This window comes from Pedobacter sp. A2324 (assembly GCF_059693705.1).
In genome coordinates this window covers 567,418-591,679 of record NZ_JCASSK010000003.1, presented here as the reverse complement: position 1 = coordinate 591,679, position 24,262 = coordinate 567,418, and the positions used below count along the sequence as shown (strand labels likewise).

The window sequence follows — 24,262 nt, the reverse complement described above, 5'->3', positions numbered from 1 at the left end:
TTATTTCTTTGGTAAGTAATACAAAACAACTCGTTGGTTTTTGCCCAGGTATTTTTTAGCCACGTCTCTTATTTCCTCTCGTGTAATCGATCGGATTACCTCTAATTCTTTATTGATGTCGTTGGTATCCTTATCATGGAAAGTATAGCCTGCTGCAAGGTTTTCGGCCACGCCGAGCATTCTGCTGTTTGCACTTACATAATCGTTTTCGAATTTATTCTGTAATTTTTTATAATCACTTTCGCTTATTAATTCGGTTTGCAAGCGAGCTACCTCTTCATCAATATCTTTCAATAAATCATTTAGTGGCGTATTTTTGTTTGGAAGTGCGAGGGTGATGTAAGCACCATAATCTTCAAGGCTGTAATTAAAGGCGGCAACCTGCAATGCCGTTTTCTTTTCATCGACCATCTTAGTGCTTAATCTTGAACTGCCACCGCCTGATAGAATCGAACTGATCATTCCTAAAATTTTACTATCTCTACTTTTCATTCCCGGAACACGGTATGCAGCGAAAATTGCCGGAATCTGGATATTGGCATCGTAAGCGGTGTCGATGATTTCTTTTGTGATTTCAGGTAAGGTGTACGTTTTACGAACTACCGCTGCACCTTTAGGTACTTCATTAAAATATGATTTAACAAGTGATTTTGTTTTGTCTACGTCTAAATCGCCGGCAATGGTTAGCACTGCATTGTTTGGAACATAGTATTTTTTAAAGAAAGCAATAAATTCATTTAGCTTGGCGGCATTTAAATGTTCCATGGAACCGATCGGCTGCCAACGGTAAGGATGTCCGTCAAATAAATGTGAAAAGATTTTTTCTGTGAATTTTCCGTAAGGTGAATTATCAATGCGCAGACGTTTTTCTTCTTTAACGACTTCATTCTGAGTTTTAACTCCAGTTTCATTAATTACCGGGTGTAGCATTCTTTCACTTTCCAGCCATAATCCGAGCTCCAGCTGGTTGGACGGAAACACTTCGTAATAAAACGTACGGTCTTGTGATGTATTGGCATTATTCTGACCGCCATTACTGCTCACCAGCTTCATGAATTCACCGCGTTTGATATTATCTGAACCTTCAAATAGCAGGTGTTCGAAGAAATGTGCGAATCCAGTGCGCTCTGTTTCCTCATCCTTTGAGCCCACGTGGTACATCACCGAAACGGCAACAACGGGTGCAGTTTTATCCTGGTGAAGAATGACATGCAAGCCATTGTCCAGATCAAATTCTGTAAACTGTACTTTCTGTGCAGCAGCACTGAAGCACAGGCCAGAAATAGCCAGAGCAAAGAGAAATCTTTTTTTCATGAGTATAAATTGTTTTTTAATGATTAGAAATAATCAAAAGCAGGAAGCGAGAGAGCGTTTCATTGATATGTTAATCCTCTCAATAAATATGATTGGATTGGGCTAAAATAAGGGTTTTAAATAAAAAAAGCGAGTAATTATACCCGCTTTTGAAGGAATTTTTATCTCCAGGCTTTATATTGATTAATTAAGCCGTTTGTAGAACTATCATGACTGGATACTTTATCCTCGCCTGCTAATTCAGGCAGAATCTTTTTAGCCAGCTGTTTACCCAGTTCCACCCCCCACTGGTCGAAGCTGAAGATGTTCCAGATAACGCCCTGAACAAAGATTTTGTGTTCATACATGGCGACCAGGCTTCCTAAAGAGTACGGCGTAATCTTTTTCAATAAAATGGAGTTGGTTGGACGATTGCCTTCAAATACTTTGAAAGGTGCAATTGTTTTAATTTCATCCTCGGACTTACCTTCTTTCTCCAGTTCGGCAGTTACTTCTTCTTTTGTTTTGCCGTTCATCAATGCTTCGGTTTGTGCGAAGAAGTTAGAGAGCAGTATGGGATGGTGATCACCTAAAGGGTTTAAGCTCTGTGCAGGGGCGATAAAATCTGCAGGGATAATTCTGGTGCCCTGGTGAATGAGCTGATAGAAGGCGTGTTGGCCATTCGTTCCGGGCTCACCCCAGATGATCGGACCTGTTTCGTAGTCAACCTCATTTCCGTTGCGATCTACATGCTTGCCATTACTTTCCATGTCGCCTTGTTGAAAATAGGCTGAAAAGCGGTGCAGGTATTGATCGTAAGGTAAAATTACCTGTGTTTCCGCGTTATAAAAGTTGATGTACCAAACACCTAATAATCCGAGGATTACCGGGATGTTAGTTTCGAATTCTGCTGTTTTAAAATGATTGTCGGTAGCATGGGCGCCTGCCAGTAGTTGTTTGAAATTATCAAAACCGATGCTTAATGAGATTGAAAGACCAATGGCGCTCCACAGTGAGTAGCGGCCACCAACCCAATCCCAGAATTCAAACATATTTTCGGTGTCGATGCCAAAAGTCGAAACATCTTTAGCATTTGTAGATAATGCAGCAAAATGTTTTGCAATATCCTGTTCTTTACCACCTTTTTCCAGGAACCAGGAACGTGCAGAATGTGCGTTTGTCATGGTTTCCTGGGTAGTGAAGGTTTTTGATGCTACCAAAAACAGTGTTGTTTCGGCGTTTAATTCTGATAGTGTTTCAGCAATATGGGTACCATCGATATTTGAAACAAAATGGATATTTAAATGATTTTTATAATGCTTTAAAGCTTCAGTAACCATTACCGGGCCCAGATCGGAACCACCTATGCCAATGTTAACGATATCCGTAATGGCTTTACCCGTGTAACCCTTCCATTCGCCGCTGATAATGCTGTTGCTGAACTTCTCCATTTTAGCAAGCACCGCGTTTACTTCAGGCATCACATCTTTACCATCGACTAATATTGGTGTGTTGCTCAGGTTCCTTAATGCAATGTGGAGTACTGAACGGTCTTCCGTTTCATTGATTTTATCGCCTGCGTACATTGATTCGATGGCTTCATCAAGTTTGCATTCCCGAGCCAATTGGATCAATAAAGCAAGTGTTTCATCGCTGATGCGGTTTTTGCTATAGTCTAATAAAATGTCTTCAAAAAAAACAGAAAACTTGTTGTAACGATCTGCATCCTCGGCAAAAAGATCTTTGATGCTTTTCTGATTGATATCGATAAAATGGTCGGCTAAGTATTTATATGCCTCAGTTTCTGTGAAATTTATTTTAGGTAACATAATCTTTCTTTTTTTGTAAAAGTAATAAAGCAAAAATTTAAAATGGTCTTTTTAATGTTCAAAAAACATTAACAAATTTTAATGCAGGGAAAAATGGTTTTTGCAGGTTGTCCGGGTTTAAGTTAGAAGACTATTAAAGTTATCGACTTCTTTTTTTAAAAACTTTTAAATGATTAGTTTAGAGCATCCTTAACCTAAACCCTTCTTTCATGAAAAAAATATACTTATTCGGCTTTAGCCTTTTATCATTCAGCACATTTGCTCAAAAATCGCCTTTAAATGTACAGGTTGCAAAAAAAGCCGACGCCATTGAACACAAGGTAATCTCCTGGCGCAGGGATTTTCATGAACACCCCGAATTGGGCAACCAGGAAGTAAGAACGGCAGGGATTATAGCAAAACACCTCGCATCTCTAGGTATTACAGTAAGTACGGGCGTAGCCAAAACTGGCGTTGTTGGGGTTTTGAAGGGTGGTAAGCCAGGTCCTGTGGTTGCTCTTAGAGCAGATATGGACGGTTTGCCAGTAAGCGAAAGGGTGAATATTCCATTTGCATCAAAAGTAAAAACGCAATACAACGGCCAGGAAGTTGGGGTAATGCATGCGTGTGGCCACGACAGTCACGTAGCGATACTGATGGGAGTTGCCGAAGTTCTGGCAGCTATGCAAAAGGATATTCCGGGTACGGTGAAATTCATTTTTCAGCCTGCTGAAGAAGGTGTACCTGCCGGTGAAGAAGGTGGTGCAGCTTTGATGATTAAGGAAGGCGTACTGGAGAATCCGAAAGTTGAGGCTATTTTTGGCCTTCACATCAATTCGCAAACCGAGGTTGGCAATGTTACCTACAGGCCGGGCGGCACGATGGCGGCTGTTAACGACATGAAAATAACGGTTACCGGTCGTCAGGCCCATGGTGCATACCCCTGGAGCAGTATTGATCCAGTTGTAATTTCTGCGCAGATTATTAACAATTTACAGACCATTGTGAGCCGGAATTTAAATGTAACCGAAAATCCGGGTGTGGTAACCATAGGCGCCATTAACGGTGGTGTCCGTTCTAATATTATTCCAGAAAAAGTGGAAATGTTGGGTACTGTACGCAACTTCAGTAAAGAAGATGAAGCGATGTTTATCGAACGCATTAAAACGATTGCGATGAAAACGGCCGAGGCTGGAGGCGGAACTGCTGAAGTGAAAATCCCATATAGCAACCATTACCCAGTAACTTTTAACAATGTAGCGCTAACCGAAAAAATGTTGCCCAGCATGCAGGCCACTGCTGGTAAAGACCACGTGCTGCTAAGGCCACCGGTAACAGGTGCCGAAGATTTTTCATTTTTTCAGGAAAAGGTACCTGGTTTGTTTGTGTTTTTAGGAGGTATGCCAAAGGGCAAAGATCCATTGAAGGCACCTTCGCATCACACGCCAGATTTCTATCTGGATGAAAGTGGTTTTGTTCTGGGGGTGAAGTTGCTGTCAAATTTAACGCTAGACTACATGACCATGAAAAAATAAACATGAATGGCTGAACCGAAAATTCAGCCATTTATGTTTCATTATTTTTTAACCTGAGATTTCTTTCCAAACTGTCGGGGATAGTATGACAGGGTTGTCATAAAATACTGTTGCAGCACATTCTGTGTTCCTAAAGTAAAGCTGTTAGAACTTCCATAATTTAGGATATTGGTGTTTTGGTGCAATAAATCTAATGCAGACATTTTAAACTCTGCATTATTGCCCTTCAAGAAGCGGTAGATGGCACTGGCATTCCAGATTGCAAAATTTATATCTGCAGCATTTTGTGAGGTGCTTTTATTGAATGTAATATTACTGTTCAGGGTTAATTTCTTAGTGATGTTATAGCTGGAGCTAAATGTTGTTGCCAGGTTCTTTCCGCTATATTTTGTATTAAAGGCTTCTTGTTTGGATCTATAAGTGCCGTAGGTTTGCTTAAAATCCAGGGCAAGATAAGCTTTATAGGTATAGGTTAATCCTAATGAGGAATTTGTATTTAAATTACTTGAATAAGTGAAAGCGGTGTTAATGTATTCGGGATTTTTAGTCGAATTGACATATGATGCTAATTCGAACTGGATTTCGGAAGTTTTGAATTTATAAGCTTTTCTGATGTTACCACCAAGGTAGATGTATTTGTTACCATCTGCATTAGTAAGGAAAATACTTCTCCTATTGAGGTTATCAATAAAAGTGCTGTCGATGATATTATCTTCTATCATACCCGCACGGATATTCAGGTTATAGTTTAAGGTGTTTTTATTGGTTTGGTCATAATGATTGAAGTTAAAAGCAATTGTTCTTTCAACACCTGGCTTTAAATTTACGTTTCCACGCTGCACACTGTAGAGGTTGGTGCTATCAACTAAAGGTGCTAACTGGTTGATGGTTGGGATTCGCATATTTGTATTGAAACTGATACTGTAATTTCTATAGTATTCTCCGTATTGGCTATCACTGTAACTAACATTGGCTTCGGGAACAAACTGGCTGTAGTTTCTTTTAATGTTTTGTATGGAACGGTCCGACTGGTTATCCTGATAAACGAACTTTTGTTTTGGGGTAATCCTGATGGACAGGTTTTTGTAGAAGCGGTTTGAAAGTGATTTGTAAAAGGACTTGCTTACACTAAAGCCCATAGCATCGTCAATGTAGTTTGTATTGATTTTATTGCTCAGGTATTGGTTTACTTCATAATTGTTAGTACCGGTATTTAAATCCTGCACATGGTTATTGTCTTTTGTATTGGAAAAGTTTATCTCATTGTTTAGGGCCAATTCGATATTCCATAATTTATTTTTACCGAAAAGCATTGATCTGAGATCGAGAAACTCCAGGTTTAGCTGTTGGTCAATTTTATTGTTTTTTGTTTGATACTTTCTGTTAAAATTCTGATTGGCCACAGTACTGATAAAAGACTTAAAATCGGTGATGTTTAGCCCGTTGTTTTCACTATTAGAAATGGCCAGATTATAATTTGCATTGAAACCCTTGATGAGTTGTTTGGGCTTCATGTAGTTTTGGCTGTGGCGGTAGTTTGCCTGAAAGTTAAAGTTCGAATTTTGATAATCGTTTGATGAAATGGTATTATTTGTACTGGTTACAACACCCTGGTTGTTGGTGGCATTTCTGAAAATTTCGTTATCAGAGTTTCCATTATTGGTTGTCAGTGCCTGGTTAATTTTTAATGAGTTGTTTTTCCTGATCCATTCATAGTCTGAGTCAAACTTCTGGTTAATGCTGCTTGAGGTTGTTTTGTTACTCCATTTTTCAAAAACCTTTTCATTTTCGCTTACCGAAGTTGTTGTTAAAGCATCGGTAAGGTAATCGGTATCTTTGTTTTGCAGAAAGTAGTTGGCGTTTAAAGTATTCTTATTTTCCCATGTTGGTTTTTCAACAAAATTGTAGGTAAATGCCACTCCGGTAGCGGTGGGCTGGTTAATACCATCAGCCCTGAAGTCGGGTTGATATTCTACGTTGGTGCCGACCCCTTTAAAAGTGCTGTTCAAAGTTAACTGCCTTATGCTATTTAGTGATTTGTTGATATTGTTGCCGGCCCCGACTATGGCCAGTTGCATTTTAGGACTAAAAACATTAAAGCTAACATCGGCTTCATAACGTTTACCGGTACCGTATCCAATGCCAATTTTGCCGAAATAGCCTACGTCTTTACCTTTTTTAAGCTTCAGATTCATGGTTAGGGTAGAGTCCAAAGGGTTGTTTTTATCTTTTACCGTATTGTAGACCTGAATTTTATCAAGTGCATTTTTAGCGATATTTTGGGTGGCCACCTTAGCATCGCCCCCAAAAAATGATTTGCCGTTTACCAGGACGCTTTTTACTTCCCTTCCATTAACTGTAATCTGACCATCGCCCCAAAGGGTGATATTGGGTATTTTTCTCAATAAGTCTTCCACCACTGCATTACTGTCCAGTTTAAATGCCGCGGCATTGAATTCCAGGGTATCACCGTTCATTCTGATGGGAGGTACCGTCACCGTTACTTCCTGCAAGCTAATGTCCTTCGGGTTAATAATAAGTGTTTGCAGATCGATAAAATTCTTATCAGTGGGAATGCTGAATTTTTTACGCAGGGTTTGATAGCTTACGTGACTTACTTCCAGTTGTAACGAAGTGCCTACGGGCAGGTTTTTAAAACTAAACTCACCATAATTATTGCTGATCTGATAGCTAATCAGACTACTATCGGCAGCTTTGTAGATTGAAACCGTAGCCGATTTTAGGGCATAATTATGGGTAGTGTCGCGAATTATCCCTTTGGTTGAACCGGGTAAGGTGGGTTTGCTTTGCTGGCCAAACATAGGTTTTGCGATTACCAGCAAGGTGATGAAGGTAAGTAGCTTGAAAAAGTTGAGCATGAGAGGGGAGTTAATTTTGTTTTGGCTTTAGCTGGATGATTACGGGATTGCTTTTTTTGTTCTGGGTTTCAAAATATTTGGTCAACACCGGGTTGTAAGTTCTGTTTTTTCCGGCATTTAAATCTTTAAAGGAAAATAAGGCTAAGGAAGAGTAGCTGGTATAAAAATATCCGTTATCGAAGGTATGGAAACCATAATTTGCAAAATCATAGTAAGATCCGCTATCGGTAACCGGAAGGAATTGTGAGAGCGAATCGGGCTCTATATTTTTTATGGAGGTTAAATCACCTGTTTTAAGATTATAAATAAGTGAGTTTTTTTTATCCTGACTAAAGCCCCAGCTGTTGGCTTTGAAGTAAAGGTTATCGCCGATGATATAGGCATTGCTTAACCCATATACCTGATCTTTGTTTTTTTCGAAATATTCGACCCTTTTATTTTTGTATTCTGGAATGGCCATAAAATTAGAGGGGATAGAAATACTGGCGGGGAAAATAATCCTGTAAGCTAAAGACAAGGCTTTGGGTTTAATTTTATATATACTGTAGTCATAATAGTTAATGTACAGCAACTCATTTGGAATACCAGAATCGGTAATGGGATTTCCTGATCCGATAAACTGTTCGGTTTTATAGCTATCTTTTGCGAAAGGAAAATACAGGGCTATTTCTTTATCTTTATTTAGGATAGCCAAATTATAATTTGTACTATCCTTATCCTTTGTGGAAATATAATAGGGAGCAATTATCGTTGTGCTGTCTGCGTATCTGATGTATCTATCTTCTATTTCTTTATCGCGGTTTACCGGACTTTTTTTGAGAAGTTTCCCATCCAGATCGAAAAAGAACTGATTTTTCCCTGAAGATATCCTAATCATGAAATCATCATTATGTTTAATGAGGTTGAAGCCATAGAATACTTGTTTTTCTTTTTCATCAGCATCGGCATCCATTTTACTGCTGTTTACCTTTGCCCTGAATTTTCCATCTTTATAAAATATGAGCACAGATTTGGTATCGTAATCATAGATGATGTAACAATCTTTGGTTAGTTTAAGCTGGTTTATCGACCCAAATAAGCTTTCCTTTGTGGTTTCGAGGGGTATGAATTTTACTTCACTAAATACCTGTGAAACTGTGGCACCGCGTGATGCTTCCGGATCGATGCGTAGGGTTACCATTTCCGAGCTGTCAATTTTAGTGGTTTGTGCCCAGGCAGCCGCACAGCACAGCAGGTACCCGAGGAGAATAGAGAGTAGTTTATTTAGCATGACTAGTATTTAAAACGTTTTAGTACCGTTGCCCTTTTTCAGATATTATCTGATAAAATGTTGAAATAATAAAATTGTAATTTGTCTGATCTGATGAAATGGTTCTGAAAATTAGTGAATTAAAATTGTATTTATCTGTTAAATTTTGGTTTTAACAAAATTTAACAGCTTGTAATTTTTAAGCTTTTTAAAATGAATAATTTGGGACTTTCTCTGGTTGAAATGAATTTAGTTTTGCCTGTTTGATAATTTCAATATCGCATTATACTATATTTGTTGAATGACCAAAGAACAAGTTCAGGATTTAAGAGACAGGGTAACGTCTCTGAGGAGGTATCTTTGACGTTGATGAGCTACTTTACGCCATCCGCGAAGAAGAAAAATTAACCATGGCGCCCGATTTCTGGGACGATCCGAAGAAAGCAGAAAAAATACTTGCCGAAATCAGTACCAAGAAGAAATGGACTGATGGCTACAATGCTGCGCACAATGCCGTAGAAGATGTGGTTGTGATGTATGATTTTTTTCAGTCGGGTGATGCTTCAGAAGCAGAACTGCAGGAACAGTTTGATACCAGCAAAACGTCGGTAGAAGAACTGGAACTGAAAAACATGCTTCGAAACAAAGAAGACCAGCTTCCGGCGGTAATGCAGATTACGGCAGGGGCGGGGGGGACCGAGAGTTGTGACTGGGCCAGTATGCTATTGCGGATGTATTTAATGTGGGCTGAGAAGAACAGTTATAAGATTACTGAGCAGGATTATGCTGAAGGTGATGTAGCCGGAATAAAATCGGTAACCATCGAAATAAAAGGCGATTTTGCTTATGGCTATTTAAAAGGAGAAAACGGTGTTCATCGTTTAGTTCGTATTTCACCATTCGATAGTAATAATCGCAGACATACTTCTTTTGCGTCGGTTTATGTTTATCCTTTAGTTGATGATACAATTGAAATAGATGTTAATCCGGCGGATATTGAATTCGAAACCTTCAGGGCTGGTGGTGCTGGCGGGCAGAACGTAAATAAGGTTGAAACTGCAGTTCGTTTATATCACAAACCTTCGGGCATCATTATCAAAAATCAGGAGTCGAGATCACAACTTCAGAATAAGGAAAACGCCATCCGTTTGCTAAAATCGCAGTTATATGAGATTGAGATTCGTAAGCGTATGGAAGCATCGGCCGCGATAGAAGGAAGCAAGAAGAAAATTGAATGGGGCTCCCAAATCAGGAGCTATGTTTTAGATGACAGAAGGGTTAAAGACCATCGTACCAATCATCAGACTTCAAATCCGGATGCCGTTTTAAACGGAGATATCAATGAGTTTCTGAAGGCCTATTTAATGGAGTTTTAATTGTTTAAAAATGAAAAAATCAGCTCTGCTTTTAATCCTGTTTTGTATGGGGGTAACAATTTCAAATGCGCAGGAAATTATTCCGCTTTACACCGGCGAAATACCTGGCTCAAAGCCTACACCGGCTGAATATGTGGAGAAAATTGAGGTAAGAACCAACGGTACTTTGAGTATTACCAAAGTTTCTGTACCTACCTTAACTGTTTATGAGGCCCCTAAAGACATTGCAACCGGTACGGCAGTAATTATTTGTCCGGGTGGGGGATATGGCGCCCTGGCATTCAGTCACGAAGGTATTGATGTGGCTAAGAGATTTAATGCCATTGGTGTTACGGCCTTTGTATTTAAGTACCGTTTGCCGAGCGATCAGATTATGGTTGATAAAGCTTACGGACCTTTGCAGGACGCTGAGCAGGCTATATATCTGGTTAGGAAGTATGCTAAAAAATACGGCATTAAAAAAAATAGAGTTGGTATCCTCGGTTTTTCTGCAGGTGGTCATTTTGCATCAACGTTAATTGCACATTATAGTAATTTAAAGATTAGTAACCCTGAGAAAATTAGTCTTAGGCCTGATTTTGGGGCACTTATTTATCCTGTAATCAGTTTTGAAAAGTCGGTACATACGGGCACTATGAAGAACCTTTTGGGCTCAGCACCTGCCGATAGTTTGAAACATTATTTTTCTGCTAACAAAAACGTAAATAAAAAGACACCTCCAACCTTCTTTGTACATGCTAAAGATGATGCAACTGTTCCATACGCCAATAGCATTTTAATGAGTGATGCCTTGAAAGCTGAGGGTATCGATACGGAGGTTTATCTTTATGAAAAAGGAGGTCACGGTTTCGGTTTAATCAATAAAACTTCCGATGTTGATTGGTTTAACTTATTAGCAGCCTGGTTAAAGAAGGAAAAATTTTAGTTATTTCATTTGTTTTACCGATTGGTCAATCACATCGAGTAAGCCATCTGTATAAGGGTCGTCGTTAAGTTCCCAGAACATGATGCCATTTAGGTTATGATCGACAACATATCTGGTTTTCAATGCGATTGATTTTGCGTCGTCGAATGTGACCAGCTGTTTAGTCGCAGAATTGTAGTAATAGGGTGCTTTAGCCAGATCATCCCAATAATAGGTATAGCCATTTTCCGCAGTTAATGTTTTTTTATAATCTCTCGAAGATATACCGTGAAGAAACTTTGTAGGCTGATACAAGCCCTGGTTCGCATCTGCAGTATTTTCAAAAACTCTTGCATAAAACGCTGCGCCCAAAGCAATTTTGTCTGCGGGAACACCATATCTGAGCATTTCTTTAATAGCATAATCGGCAGATAGCTCTTGTTTATCAGTTGAAAACAGGGGAGTATGGTGTCCGCTGGTTGTAGCATACCCACCGACCAAATCATAGCTCATCAAATTTACGCGATTAACAAGCGGCATTACTTTTTTCCATTCGAAGCATGAGTCGAGGCAGTTTTTGGTCCCCCCTGCAGCAAAGCTGATTTCTGCTTTTTTACCCAATGTTCTGCGCAGTTCTTTAATTAGCACTGTAAAATGTTGTTTGTCGCTTTGAGCATATTTATGCCCGGGATATCCTAATACGGCCGGGTACTCCCAGTCAATATCAATACCATCGGCATGAAAATAATTGAGCAATGATTTGGTTGTTCTGGCAAATGTTTTACGTCCATCTGCCCTGCTAAAAACTTCAGAGCAGTTGGGGCAGGCACTCCAGCCACCCATAGCGAGCATTACTTTCAATTCAGGATTACGTTTCTTGAGGGCGACCATGTTTGCAATCAACGCAGAATCTTTGGCGTTATGGATGAACATACTATCGCCTTTGAGATGGCCAAAGCTATAAATCAGGTGAGTGATCTTTTCTATGGGGTAATTTTCTAAAACTGTTCCGTTTCCCGTATAATATGCAATGACATTGGTCTTGCTGGTCGTTTGCGCATGCATGTTATTTTGGAATACAAACATGGTGAGTGCAATCAGCATCATGCTGCAAACGTTTTTGTTAAATTTCATGAAACGGCTTGTTATGGGTTATTCGGAAAGTATAGTTTGTAATTCATTTAGTTCGGCAACTTTATCGGTTGCTCCTGCACTTTCATAAGCGGAGATGAGGTTCCTGATTACCCTTCGGATAATGTCGGTATTGCTACAAGGTCGGTAATACTCTTGCTGAGACTCTAAGTTGAGCTGACGCAAAAACTGATCAACATCATGCTTTCCAAATATATTTCCTTTGTTAAAGGCGTTAATGTAAAAAAGGACACCATATTCTGTAGCGTCTTGCTTGCTTTCATCAATAAAACCCAAAATAAAATGCTGTGGCAAGTTAATGCCATAGATGGGTAAATCAAGTTTTTGAGCAAGGGTAGAATAGATGATGGCAAGCGATATCTGATTTCCTTTTTTGCTTTCAAGCACCTGACTCAGGTAGGAATTTTGAGGGTCGTGATGATTTTTTGTATTCCCGCCAAAGCCATATTGCTGGTAAAGAATATGGTTGATGAGTTTTACTTTTTCTACTGAACTCATTTCATATTGCAATCCCAACCAGATATCTCTTTTGATTTCCTCTATCTGATTGATGACCTTTTGTTCGTCGAGATCTGGGTATTGATAGCGGTTGATAATTAAAGCGCCCTGGAGCAGATCGAATGCTCCGCTCAGGTACCATAGATTCAGGTCTTCTTTAACGGTATTGAACTGGATCTGATGTACGATATTTTCAATACGTTCCTGCAATAATCCGTCGAATGATTGTTCCCAGGCGTTTTCAAGATAATGGATTACCTCACCACCATATTCCATTAATTTTTTTTCTACATGTTGGTAAACTTCCTCATCAGGATCATCCAACAATTTTACTAAAGCACTAATCTCCGAGATATTTTCCATAAAAGATACATACGTTTGCGGTGTTTGTTTACTTTTGCAATATTATGCTACTTCAATTTATTACAGATTATCTTAAACACCGTTTGACAGCTAAAACCCGTCACGGGACGCATTCGCCATTTGTTTATAAGTTAGCTGATGAGGTAATTTACGATTTTAGCGATAAATCTGAATATAAAAATATTGAGGAACAGCGAAAAAAACTTTTTAATGACGATTCTTCCATCACTGTCACCGATTTAGGTGCAGGTTCGCATTTAAATAAGAACAGGACTAAAAAAGTAAGTGAAATTGCCAAGAATGCGTTGAAAAGTCCACGATTAGCCAAGTTAATATATCGTTTAGCTAAAAATACCAATCCTAAAACTGTAATTGAATTGGGGACCTGCCTTGGAATTACCACTTCATATTTGGCTAAGGCATGTCCTGGTGCCGAAGTCATCAGTATTGAGGGTTGCCCACAAACGGCCGGTGTTGCAAGAAACAATTTCGATGATATGGGTATTGAGAATATCGAATTGCATGTGGGTAATTTCGACTTGATTTTACCCGATGTGATTGCAAAACAGCCATCACTTGATTTTGTTTATATTGACGGAAACCATCGTAAGGAGGCTACTTTAAATTATTTTAAATGGTGTTTGCCAAGGGTAACTGAAAGCTCGCTTCTGATTTTTGACGATATCTACTGGAGTGAAGGTATGAAAGAAGCCTGGGCTGAAATTAAGCGTCATTCGCAGGTTACTGTCACGATAGATTTATTCTGGATTGGTTTGGTTTATTTCAAAAAAGGTCAGGTGAAAGAACATTTCAAACTAAAATTTAAGCAATGAGAGAGAAAGCCCATTTAAAAGGTATACAGAAGCGTTCAGCACTATATATATTGCTGGTTAGCCTTTTTGCCGGGATGTTGGGTTGTGGGGTATCGTTTGCTTTACAGATGAGTACGCTAACGCATATTATGCTGGGCTGGGATTTTTTCTGCATTGTGCTGATATCTCTTCATTGGTATATGTTTTTCAATACTTCATCTTCTGAAACGCATTTAAAGGCCAGGATGCAGGATGAAAGCAGGGAAGAAATTTTTGCAATTGTACTGGTATCTACTTTTGCCGGATTACTAGCAGTAGTATTGCTTCTTATTAATAAAGACATTAAAGCGCTTGATCTTGTAACAGCAATTTCAGGTATGTTTTTATCCTGGTTTCTGGTGCATACTACTTTTAGTATGCGATACGCTCACCTTTACTATGGTGATAGCGATGATGACAAAGGTAAAGGTCTGGATTTCCCCGGAGAGGATGAACCTGATTTCATTGACTTCGCCTATTTTTCATTTGTTCTGGGCATGACTTTCCAGGTTTCGGATGTAGAAATCTCTTCACGGCAGTTACGCCGGCTTTCTTTACTACATAGCTTAATTGCATTTGTTTTCAATACTGTAATAGTGGCACTCACCATCAATGCACTTGCGGGTTTGAGTAAGTAACTGTACTTTGGTCTATTTATGTCGCTTACTGTCAATGTTTTAATGTTTGTCATATTATGACGCCAGATCGTTGAGGATATCTGTACGGTATGATTTCGGCGATGAAAAAATAAAACAATCAGAACATAAAACGGATAATGAAGATGAGCGCAAAAAAAATTAAAAAGCTTCTGCTATGCTGATGTAAAAGCCGCTCTGGCGTTGCTCGTTGCTTCTTTTTTCACCTACTCCATAATCCAGACGGATACTTATTCCTTTCTCGGGATCGAAGAAGTATCTCAAGCCAGCTCCGTAGTTGGGTTTGAACCCTTTGGCGGTTAACTGGTCATTTCCCCAAACAGTTCCTGTTCCTCCAAACAACGTTGCACCGAAACGGGTATTGTAGCGATAGCGTAGTTCTCCCTGAGCCACCAGAAGGTTTCTATCACGGAAGCGCCCGTTATAATAACCTCTCATCATTTCATCGTTACCCATTTGCTGTAAGAGGTAAACGGGGGTGTTTTTGCCTGTAATTATATTGTAAAGCCCTTGTACGCCAAAGGAGAATTTATTGCTCAGTTTCCAGAAATTTCTCAAATCAAATTTGATCTGACTTCCGGTAAAACTCCCTTCAGAAAAAATATCAGGCGCGTATTGATAGGTACCTCTGATGAAAAAACCTTTGGTTGTGTAATTGTTATTGTCCCTGGAATCATAGGCCTGAGAAACCCCCAGATACAGGACACTTCCATTTCTGTGTTGATAATAAGGGTTTGAACCGAAAATCCCATCTGGTTGCAAGTCGTTGTATTCGTAATTTTCAAAGCCCAGGGAGATACCAGAATATGCTTTGGGCAGAAGTTGTTTCTCGGCCTGTAATAAAACTTTAAATTGTTGCTGAATGAGTTTGTCTTTATTTGCCTCAAGTGTACTGTTTCCTACTCCATAAAAATTGAAGGGCATTCGTTTAAACCGGAGTTCACCAATGTAGTGAAGGTTATTTTCTTTCCCCCAGATATCCAGGATGGTACTCATGTTATATGCCTTCTTGGTAGAATAGTTCAGGTTCAGGGTGATTGACGAAGGGCGGTTAAGGGTATCTTTACGATCGACATAAAAGCCAAAGATTGCGCCAACACCAAACTGGAATCCGGTTTCCTGTGCATACCCGAAAGAAGGGATAGGGAGGAAGCTTGCTTTACGAAGCGTATCCTTTTCATTAGACAGTAGCTTTTTAATCAACTTTATTTGTGCAAATGAGCTTCCCGAAAGTGCTATAAAGAATATGATTAGGTAAATTTTTTTCATTCGTGAATGATTTGTTCAATACGTAATGAAGATAAATGATATTGTTACTTCATTGCCGCAAATTAACTGAAATTATTTTATAATGTGGCGCGAGGTGTTTCTCCAAAATTTCCTCAATGTTTTCAAAATCGTATCATAATTCGCTACTTTTGCGGCAAACAATAAAAAGATGAGCAATACAAGAGGACCAATATCTCAGTTTATGGAGCGTAATTACCTCCATTTTAACGCTGCGGCGATGATGGATGCTGCCAAAGGCTACGAAACGCATTTAGACGAAGGTGGTAAAATGATGATTACCCTTGCAGGTGCAATGAGTACTGCTGAATTGGGAATCTCCCTTGCCGAAATGATCCGCCAGGATAAAGTGGCTATAATCTCTTGTACAGGTGCAAACCTTGAAGAGGATATTATGAATCTGGTTGCGCACTCGCACTATAAGCGTGTACCAAACTATCGTGATTTGAGTCCACAGGATGAGTGGGATCTTCTGGAGAATCACTATAACCGTGTTACTGATACCTGTATTCCGGAGGAAGAAGCTTTCCGTCGTTTGCAGAAACATATTCATAAGATCTGGAAAGACGCCGATGATGCCGGAGAAAGATACTTTCCACATGAGTTTATGTACAAGATGCTTTTAAGCGGAGATCTGGAGCAGTACTATGAAATTGATCCGAAAAATTCATGGATGCTTGCTGCAGCTGAAAAGAATCTGCCAATCGTTGTACCTGGATGGGAAGATTCTACAATGGGAAACATTTTCGCTTCTTATGTGATGAAAAAAGAGCTGAAAGCTACAACCATGAAAAGTGGTATTGAATATATGGGCTGGTTAGCTGACTGGTATATTGCGAACAGCGGGGGTAAAGGTATTGGTTTCTTCCAGATTGGTGGAGGTATTGCAGGCGATTTCCCTATTTGTGTTGTTCCTATGCTTTATCAGGATATGGAAATGGAGAATATTCCTTTCTGGAGCTATTTCTGTCAGATCTCTGATTCAACCACTTCTTATGGATCATACTCTGGTGCGGTTCCGAATGAAAAAATTACCTGGGGCAAACTGGATATTCATACGCCAAAATTCATTGTGGAGAGTGATGCGACAATTGTTGCACCTCTTATGTTTGCCTGGATCTTAAAACAATAAGAGTAAAAATCCAATCTTCCAAATTTTGGATATATGATGCCCATTGGAGATTGTATCAAAAATGGGCATTTTTCTTGCCTGACGGGCTTGAAACGCCATTTGTTTAGAATGATTATAAATTGTATTTCCAGTCACTATTTTGTCATGGGATTTATTAATAAGTTATACTTTTGTTCAAGTTTTGATGGAGCTATGGCAGTTTAATCATCAATTTCCTAACAAAAAATAAATTAAATAAGTATAAAGTGTTCATTATGAGAGATATCTCGATGATTTTAAAAAGCGTTTGGAAGTCGTTATTCGTATTTTCAGCAATTTCCGTAATAGCGGTTTCAACCGTAAATGCGCAAGATGCTGCTAATGGAAGAACGCTTTTCAAAGCAAAATGTTCTTCGTGTCATGCATTGGATGTTAAGTTAACTGGTCCTGCCCTAACGGGGGTAAGTGATCGCCACCCTGAGGATTTTCTTTTAAAGTGGATTCCGAATAACAAAGCAATGATCGCTGCCGGTGATCCTGCTGCTGTTAAGTTGTTCAACGAAAATGGTAAAGTGGATATGACTACTTTCCCTGAGCTTGACGAAACGAAAGTAAAAGATATCTTAGCTTACATTAAAGAAGGTGAGCCTAAGAAAGCCGCTGATCCAAATGCAGCCGGACCAAAAGAAGATAAAACTTCAGGTTTATCAATTGCGGGTATCGTTGCTATTGTATTAATTGCAATTGTAATTCTGGTAATCTTAGGTCGTGCAAGTAAATTGCTTGAACGTTTGATTCTTCAGAAACAAGGTATTGAGATTGAAGAGGATGTGCCTTTAAATGTAGGTATCCGTAAAATGTTCAAAAACAAGAAGTTCGTGATGTTCTTCATCTTGTGTCTGATCATTTGCTTAGGTTCATTCGGTTGGATGGGTATGTGGAATACCGGTGTTCATACTGGTTATCAGCCAGTACAGCCGATTAAATTCTCTCATGAGTTGCACGCTGGTATCAATCAGATTGATTGTCAGTATTGCCACAACGGAGCATTTAAATCTAAGAATGCTACTATTCCATCGTTAAATGTTTGTATGAACTGTCACAAAGCTGTACAGGCAAGGGATAATTATGAAGGTGAAATTTCTCCTGAGATCAAGAAAATCTACGCTGCTTTAGGATACGATCCTGAAACTCAGAAATATGATCAGAGTAAAGCTAAGCCGATGGAGTGGGTTCGTGTACATAACCTTCCTGATTTTGCTTACTTCAATCACTCTCAGCACGTAGTTGTAGCTGAAGATGCGATCCGTAAAGCAAAAGGATTACAGCCTACCGAGCCAGTATGTTTCGCCTGTCACGGTCCGGTTAATACAATGGAAGAGATTTATCAATACTCTCCGTTAACCATGAAATGGTGTATTAACTGTCACAAAGAGACTGATATTTCTGGCCAGAAAAACAATGCTTTCTATGCTAAGGTAATCGAGGCACATGAGAAGATTAAAAAAGGCGAGAAAATTACCCCAGCATTATTGGGTGGTTTAGAATGTGGTAAGTGCCACTATTAATAGAGTAGAGTTTAGTAAGAACGTTCGAATAAACAGTAATATAGCTTAAATGGAAAGCAACAAAAAATACTGGAAAGGCTTAGAGGAGTATAACAATACACCCGATTTTGTTAAAAATAACAAAAACGAATTCGCCGAGCCACTTCCAATAGAAGATGTTTTGAATGAAGCAGGGTTAAGTACCGTTACCCCACGCCGCGACTTTTTAAAGGCGTTAGGTTTTGGTTTAGGTGCAGTAACTTTGGCTGCATGTCAAACAGCCCCTGTTCATAAATCTATCCCTTACCTGGTAAAGCCAGAGGAGGTAACACCAGGTATTCCTAACTATTATACTTCGAGCTTTAACGGCCAGAGTATTTTAGTTAAAACCAGAGAGGGTCGTCCGATTAAAATTGAGCCGAATCCAAATGCCGGTGAATTTAATTGTGGTACTGATGCGAGAGCACAGGCTTCGGTTTTAGATTTATATGATGTATCTAAATTAAAAGCACCAGCTTTTGTAAAGAACGAACAAGTTGAAGAAACAACCTGGGCAAAAATCGACAGCTTTGTTAAAGGCGAATTAGCCAAAGCACAGGCTGGAGGTAAAAAGATCCGCATTGTTGCTTCAACAGTAAACAGTCCTTCTACTAACGCTGTTTTAGCTCAGTTTATTGCGAAATATCCTGCAGCTAAACTGGTTCAGTACGATGCTGTTTCTTATACAGGAATCATTCAGGCTAACCAGAATAGTTTTGGTAAAGCGGTATTGCCAAAATATAATTTCGACAAAGCTGACCTTATTGTAAGTGTTGGCGCAGATTTCTTAGGTACCTGGATTAGCGGTGAGGAATTTACTTCTCAGTATACTGCTAACCGTAACTATAAATCGTTAGAAGGTAAAAAAATGAGCCGCCACATTCAATTTGAAAGTGGTATGAGCTTAACAGGTACAAACGCAGATACGCGTGTGCCGATCAAATTATCTGAAGAGGGACCGTTATTAATTGCGTTATATAATGCAATTACTGGTCAGGCTTTAGCTGGCGGAACTTTAGGAAACAATACCACTGCTGATAAAGTAGTGAAATTAGCGGCTAAAGAACTGGTTCAAAGTAAAGGTAAAGCCCTTGTGGTTTCAGGCTCGAACGATGTTTCTACTCAAATCCTGGTTAATGCCATTAACGCTGCAATTGGTAGCTATGGTACAACCATCGATTTAGATAATCCTTGTTATTTATATGCTGGTAACGATGCTGAATTTAATGGCTTAGTTGCTGAAATGAATCGTGGAGAAGTTGGTGCTGTTTTATTTTTAAACAGTAATCCGGTTTACGATTTCATGAATACAAAAGCATTCACTGAAGCGTTGGCTAAAGTACCTGCAAAGATTTCATTTGCAGACCGTGCTGATGAAACTGCTACACTTTGTGATGCGATTGCAATTAACCACAATTATTTAGAATCGTGGGGTGATGCAAATGCTTACGAAGGATACTATTCAATTGTACAGCCAACCATTAATCCGGTTTTCAATAGCCGTCAGGCAGAAGAGAGCTTATTGGTTTGGGCTGATGCTCCGGTAAAAGATTACTATCAGTTTGTACGCAGCAACTGGGAAACCAAAATGTTGCCTGCATTAGGTCTTAAATGGAATGATGTATTAGAGAAAGGTGTTGTTAGAGCTGCAGCCAAACCTGCAGGTGCTTATTCTTTCACTTTATCATTAACTGCTGTAGCTGCTTCAGTTTTGAATTCGAGCAAAGCTTTAGCGAAAGGTGGTAACCAGGTAGAATTACAGGTTTACGAAAACATTCCAATGCGTGATGGTAAAAATGCTAATAATGCGTTTTTACAAGAGTTACCTGATCCGGTTTCTAAAGTAACCTGGGATAACTATATCGCTCTTGCTCCTAAGTTTGCTGAGAAATTGGAAATTAAAGAATTTGATGTTGTAACGGTTAAAGGTGGCAATGGATATTCAATCGATCTTCCGGTATTAATTCAGCCAGGACAGGCACAAGGTACTGCCTCTATCGCTTTAGGTTACGGCCGTACAAAAGTAGGTAAGGCTGGTAACGATGTAGGTAAAAATGCATTTCCTTTCATTTCATTTGTAAATGGAACAATGCAATATGCTACAAATGTAACGATCACTCCAACTGGAGGTCACTATGAGCTTGCTCAAACACAAACTCACCACTCATTTGAGGGGCGTGCAGTAATCAAAGAAGCCACTTTTGCGGCTTATCTAAAAGACGCATCTGCAGGTAACGAAAAAGGTGAACACAAAGATTACGATCTGTGGGATCAATATGAAAAACCAGGTAACAACTGGGTTATGGCAATCGATTTGAATGCTTGTACTGGTTGTGGATCTTGTGTTGTTGCTTGTAATGTTGAGAATAATATTCCTGTTGTAGGACGTGATGAGGTTCGCCGTCGTCGTGAGATGCACTGGATTCGTATTGACCGTTACTATAGCTATGAGACTAAAGAGGGTGATGTAACTAAAGAAAAAGAAATCGCTAAGCTTGAAGACTTAGATCACGTTTCTGTAGTTCACCAGCCGATGTTGTGTCAGCACTGTGATCACGCTCCTTGTGAAACAGTTTGTCCGGTATTGGCAACAGTACACTCATCAGATGGTTTAAACCAAATGGCTTATAACCGTTGTGTAGGTACCCGTTACTGCGCGAATAACTGTCCGTACAAAGTTCGTCGTTTCAACTGGTTTAACTACTGGAATGATTCACGTTTTGATAACTATTTGAATAACGAGTTTACTCAATTGGTTTTAAACCCAGATGTTACTACCCGTTCACGTGGTGTAATGGAGAAATGCTCGATGTGTGTTCAACGTATCCAGGCTGGTAAATTAGAGGCTAAATTGCAGAAACGTCCGTTGAAAGATGGCGATATCAAAATGGCTTGTCAAGAAGCTTGTTCAGCAAATGCCATCATATTTGGTGATTCAAACGATCCTAATTCAGAGGTTTCAAAAGCTTTACGTTCTGAGCGTATCTATTACGTTTTAGAAGAGATCAACGTGAAACCAGGTATCGGATATATGACTAAAATTAGAAATACAGATACAACAGTACAAGCGTAAGCTTTAGTATAAAGAAAATACAAATTATGTCAGGACATAACGAATCAATACTTAGAGAACCATTAATTACCGGCGATAATATCACGTATGCAAAAATTACAGATGATATTTTGATGCCGGTAGAGAACAAGCCGAATAAGGCCTGGTGGATTGGTTTCATCGTAGCCTCTATGGGTGCATTACTTTGGGTTGTAGCAGTAAGTTACACTTTCTGGAATGGTATCGGTGCATGGGGTTTAAATAAAACAGTAGGATGGGCTTGGGATATCACCGGTTTCGTATGGTGGGTAGGTATCGGTCACGCTGGAACTTTAATTTCAGCGGTATTATTACTTTTCCGTCAGAACTGGCGTAACTCGATTAACCGTTCGGCAGAGGCGATGACCATTTTCGCCGTAATCTGTGCAGCGACGTATGTAGTATCTCACATGGGCCGTCCATGGTTAGCTTATTGGGTTTTACCTTTGCCAAACCAGTTTGGTTCATTATGGGTAAACTTTAACTCACCACTGGTATGGGATATGTTTGCCATCTCGACTTACTTTTCTGTATCATTATTATTCTGGTACACTGGTTTGTTGCCGGATATTGCAACCATCCGCGACCGTGCTGTTGGAACGCGCAGAAAAATCTATTCTATCTTCTCTTTTGGGTGGAGTGGAAGTGTTAAAACATGGCAACGTTTCGAGGCGGTGTCTCTGATTCTTGCAGGTATCTCAACTCCACTGGTACTTTCAGTACACACAATTGTATCAATGGACTTTGCAACATCCGTAATTCCAGGATGGCATACAACGATCTTTCCGCCATACTTTGTGGCAGGAGCGATCTTCTCAGGGTTTGCGATGGTATTAACCTTATTATTGGTTGCCCGTAAAGTTTTGGGTCTTGAAAACTACATCACCATGTTCCACATTGAGTCGATGAATAAAATCATCATCTTAACCGGATCTATCGTAGGTGTAGCTTATTTAACAGAGTTCTTCATTGCATGGTATTCTGGTTCAGAATATGAGCAGTATGCATTTATCAACAGATCTACCGGTCCTTACTGGTGGTCGTACTGGATGATGATGACCTGTAACGTAATTTCACCACAGTTGTTATGGTTCAAGAAGATCCGTTTAAGCATTAAAGCTACCTGGATTTTATCAATCGTAGTAAACGTTGGTATGTGGTTCGAGCGTTTTGTAATTATCGTTACTTCACTACACCGTGATTATATTCCATCAAGTTGGGCAATGTTTTATCCAACGTGGGTTGATATCAGTGTATTCGTAGGTTCAATCGGATTATTCTTTACTTTATTCTTATTATTCTTAAGAGTATTGCCATCCATCGCTATTGCCGAGGTTAAATTATTATTGAAATCTGCGAGTGAGCAAGCGAAGATGAAGCAGATTAAAGAAGGTCATGAGAATAAAGAATATGTAGCTGAGTACATAGAATCTTTAGAAAAATTTGATAGTGTTAAACAAGAAGATTACGCAAAAATATAACAATGAGTGATATCAAATATATTTTAGGCAGTTTCGGTGATCCTGATGAGATGATGCATGGCATCGAAAAGCTTCAGGAGAATAACATCAGTATTTTTGATGTATATACCCCAATGCCTATTCACGGAATAGAAGCTAAATTAGGAGTTAAAAGATCGAGAATCGATATCGCAGCATTTTGCTTTGGTATTACCGGAACTTGCGCAGCATTTGCTTTAATTTATTTTTGCGCAGTAATCGATTGGAGAGTTAACATTGGTGGTAAGCCATCATTTGCATTGCCGGATTTTATTCCGATAATGTTCGAGCTTACCGTATTGTTTTGTGCTTTCGGTATGGTGTTAAGCTATTATGCTTCTACACATTTATTTCCGGGAAGAGCTCCAAGAGTAATGGATCTTCGTGCGACTGATGATCGTTTTGTTATTGCAATCGATGCAAAAGATAATACAGCGCATACTGAAATTGATGGTTTATTAAAAGATGCCGGTGCTTTAGAAGTAAAGTATAATGAAAGGAAGTACATTAGCTATGAATAAGAATAAATTTGTTTATACTGCGTTTTTAGCTATTGCTTTTGCAGCTAGTTTATCATCTTGCAAGGATAAACGCAGTACTGGCTTAGAATATGCCAGAAATATGTATGATCCGATCGCTTTGAATCCGGATCAACCAGTGGATACTGCACATGTACCTAGTTTTAAAGGTCATGCTGCACAGTTGCCACCAGCCAATACCAAACCAGTAGGTTTCACTGAGTATGATGAATACCCTAATACCAAAGAGGGTTATGAGGCTGCCGGTGTGAGTATGGTTAACCCTTTACCAGTTGATACAACTAATCTGGCACAAGGAAAACATTTATTTACTGTTTTCTGTAGCCCATGTCACGGTGAAAAAGGGGATGGACAAGGCCACTTAGTTAAAATCGAGAAATTTAGCGGTGTACCAGCTTATCAAACGGGCGCTTCATCGCGTGGTGGAAATATGGCAGATCTTACCGCTGGTAAAATTTATCATACCATTACATATGGCGTAAATAACATGGGGTCGCATGCGTCACAAATCAATCCGACAGATCGTTGGAAAGTGGTGATGTATGTTCAACAATTACAAAAAGGACAATAGTAAAGCAGAATATA

Annotated in this window: 18 protein-coding genes; 11 read left to right on the top strand and 7 right to left on the bottom strand. The window is 39.3% G+C overall.

The window, feature by feature from the left end:
* Together AC570I_RS11750 and pgi are read right to left on the bottom strand one after the other, a co-directional pair.
* Positions 1–1,314, bottom strand: a complete 1,314-nt coding sequence (locus AC570I_RS11750; protein ID WP_497405576.1) for a M16 family metallopeptidase — start codon at positions 1,312–1,314, stop codon at positions 1–3.
* Between the two features lie 161 nt (positions 1,315–1,475).
* Complete coding sequence (pgi, locus tag AC570I_RS11745) at positions 1,476–3,122, bottom strand: glucose-6-phosphate isomerase (protein WP_497405575.1); 1,647 nt, start codon at positions 3,120–3,122, stop codon at positions 1,476–1,478.
* A 209-nt stretch (positions 3,123–3,331) separates the two neighbouring features.
* Here pgi and AC570I_RS11740 point away from each other — a divergent pair, with 209 nt between their 5' ends.
* Complete coding sequence (locus AC570I_RS11740) at positions 3,332–4,636, top strand: amidohydrolase (RefSeq protein ID WP_497405574.1); 1,305 nt, start codon at positions 3,332–3,334, stop codon at positions 4,634–4,636.
* Between the two features lie 41 nt (positions 4,637–4,677).
* Here the strand turns inward: AC570I_RS11740 and AC570I_RS11735 are convergent, their stop codons facing one another.
* Together AC570I_RS11735 and AC570I_RS11730 are read right to left on the bottom strand one after the other, a co-directional pair.
* The gene (locus AC570I_RS11735) at positions 4,678–7,515 is read right to left on the bottom strand and encodes a peptidase associated domain and porin domain-containing protein (protein WP_497405573.1); all 2,838 of its coding nucleotides are present in this window, start codon (positions 7,513–7,515) and stop codon (positions 4,678–4,680) included.
* Between the two features lie 10 nt (positions 7,516–7,525).
* Positions 7,526–8,785 carry a DUF4934 domain-containing protein gene (locus AC570I_RS11730; RefSeq protein ID WP_497405572.1) on the bottom strand — a complete coding sequence of 420 codons (1,260 nt, stop codon included), beginning with the start codon at positions 8,783–8,785 and terminating at the stop codon, positions 7,526–7,528.
* 280 nt (positions 8,786–9,065) lie between these two features.
* On the opposite strand from AC570I_RS11730, the gene prfB reads away from it, so the two are divergent.
* Together prfB and AC570I_RS11720 are read left to right on the top strand one after the other, a co-directional pair.
* A protein-coding gene (gene prfB / locus AC570I_RS11725) for a peptide chain release factor 2 (RefSeq protein ID WP_497405571.1) occupies positions 9,066–10,140 on the top strand; the annotation gives its coding sequence in 2 pieces (ribosomal slippage) (positions 9,066–9,125 and positions 9,127–10,140; 1,074 coding nt in all).
* Positions 10,141–10,150: 10 nt separating this feature from the next.
* Positions 10,151–11,065 carry an alpha/beta hydrolase gene (locus tag AC570I_RS11720; RefSeq protein WP_497405570.1) on the top strand — a complete coding sequence of 305 codons (915 nt, stop codon included), beginning with the start codon at positions 10,151–10,153 and terminating at the stop codon, positions 11,063–11,065.
* Here the strand turns inward: AC570I_RS11720 and AC570I_RS11715 are convergent, their stop codons facing one another.
* Positions 11,066–12,178 carry a glycoside hydrolase family 18 protein gene (locus tag AC570I_RS11715; protein WP_497405569.1) on the bottom strand — a complete coding sequence of 371 codons (1,113 nt, stop codon included), beginning with the start codon at positions 12,176–12,178 and terminating at the stop codon, positions 11,066–11,068.
* A gap of 18 nt (positions 12,179–12,196) precedes the next feature.
* The gene (locus tag AC570I_RS11710; RefSeq protein WP_047798877.1) at positions 12,197–13,057 is read right to left on the bottom strand and encodes a transglutaminase-like domain-containing protein; all 861 of its coding nucleotides are present in this window, start codon (positions 13,055–13,057) and stop codon (positions 12,197–12,199) included.
* Positions 13,058–13,101: 44 nt separating this feature from the next.
* On the opposite strand from AC570I_RS11710, the gene AC570I_RS11705 reads away from it, so the two are divergent.
* Both AC570I_RS11705 and AC570I_RS11700 read left to right on the top strand, forming a co-directional pair.
* Positions 13,102–13,890 (top strand): O-methyltransferase, encoded by a 789-nt coding sequence (locus AC570I_RS11705; protein WP_497405568.1) that lies wholly within the window; start codon positions 13,102–13,104, stop codon positions 13,888–13,890.
* The gene (locus tag AC570I_RS11700) at positions 13,887–14,546 is read left to right on the top strand and encodes a DUF1345 domain-containing protein (RefSeq protein WP_497405567.1); all 660 of its coding nucleotides are present in this window, start codon (positions 13,887–13,889) and stop codon (positions 14,544–14,546) included. The genes AC570I_RS11705 and AC570I_RS11700 overlap by 4 nt, the downstream gene beginning before the upstream one ends.
* Before the next feature lie 159 nt (positions 14,547–14,705).
* Here AC570I_RS11700 and AC570I_RS11695 read toward each other — a convergent pair whose 3' ends face one another.
* Complete coding sequence (locus AC570I_RS11695) at positions 14,706–15,833, bottom strand: BamA/TamA family outer membrane protein (protein ID WP_497405566.1); 1,128 nt, start codon at positions 15,831–15,833, stop codon at positions 14,706–14,708.
* A gap of 169 nt (positions 15,834–16,002) precedes the next feature.
* Between AC570I_RS11695 and AC570I_RS11690 the strand changes: the two genes are divergently transcribed.
* The 6 genes from AC570I_RS11690 to AC570I_RS11665 all read left to right on the top strand — a co-directional run bounded on the left by AC570I_RS11690 (position 16,003) and on the right by AC570I_RS11665 (position 24,248).
* Positions 16,003–16,983, top strand: coding sequence for a deoxyhypusine synthase family protein (locus AC570I_RS11690; RefSeq protein ID WP_047798874.1), 981 nt, complete (start codon positions 16,003–16,005; stop codon positions 16,981–16,983).
* A gap of 254 nt (positions 16,984–17,237) precedes the next feature.
* A complete protein-coding gene (locus tag AC570I_RS11685) occupies positions 17,238–18,530 on the top strand; it encodes a c-type cytochrome (RefSeq protein WP_497405565.1) in 1,293 nt (430 codons plus the stop codon).
* Positions 18,531–18,579: 49 nt separating this feature from the next.
* Positions 18,580–21,621 carry a TAT-variant-translocated molybdopterin oxidoreductase gene (locus AC570I_RS11680; protein ID WP_497405564.1) on the top strand — a complete coding sequence of 1,014 codons (3,042 nt, stop codon included), beginning with the start codon at positions 18,580–18,582 and terminating at the stop codon, positions 21,619–21,621.
* A 26-nt stretch (positions 21,622–21,647) separates the two neighbouring features.
* Positions 21,648–23,120: an NrfD/PsrC family molybdoenzyme membrane anchor subunit gene (gene nrfD / locus AC570I_RS11675; RefSeq protein ID WP_047798871.1), complete on the top strand. Its 1,473-nt coding sequence runs from the start codon at positions 21,648–21,650 to the stop codon at positions 23,118–23,120.
* Positions 23,121–23,122: 2 nt separating this feature from the next.
* Complete coding sequence (locus tag AC570I_RS11670; protein WP_047798870.1) at positions 23,123–23,659, top strand: DUF3341 domain-containing protein; 537 nt, start codon at positions 23,123–23,125, stop codon at positions 23,657–23,659.
* On the top strand, positions 23,631–24,248 hold the full coding sequence (locus AC570I_RS11665) for a c-type cytochrome (RefSeq protein WP_047798869.1): 618 nt from the start codon (positions 23,631–23,633) through the stop codon (positions 24,246–24,248). The genes AC570I_RS11670 and AC570I_RS11665 overlap by 29 nt, the downstream gene beginning before the upstream one ends.
* Positions 24,249–24,262: the final 14 nt, after the last annotated feature.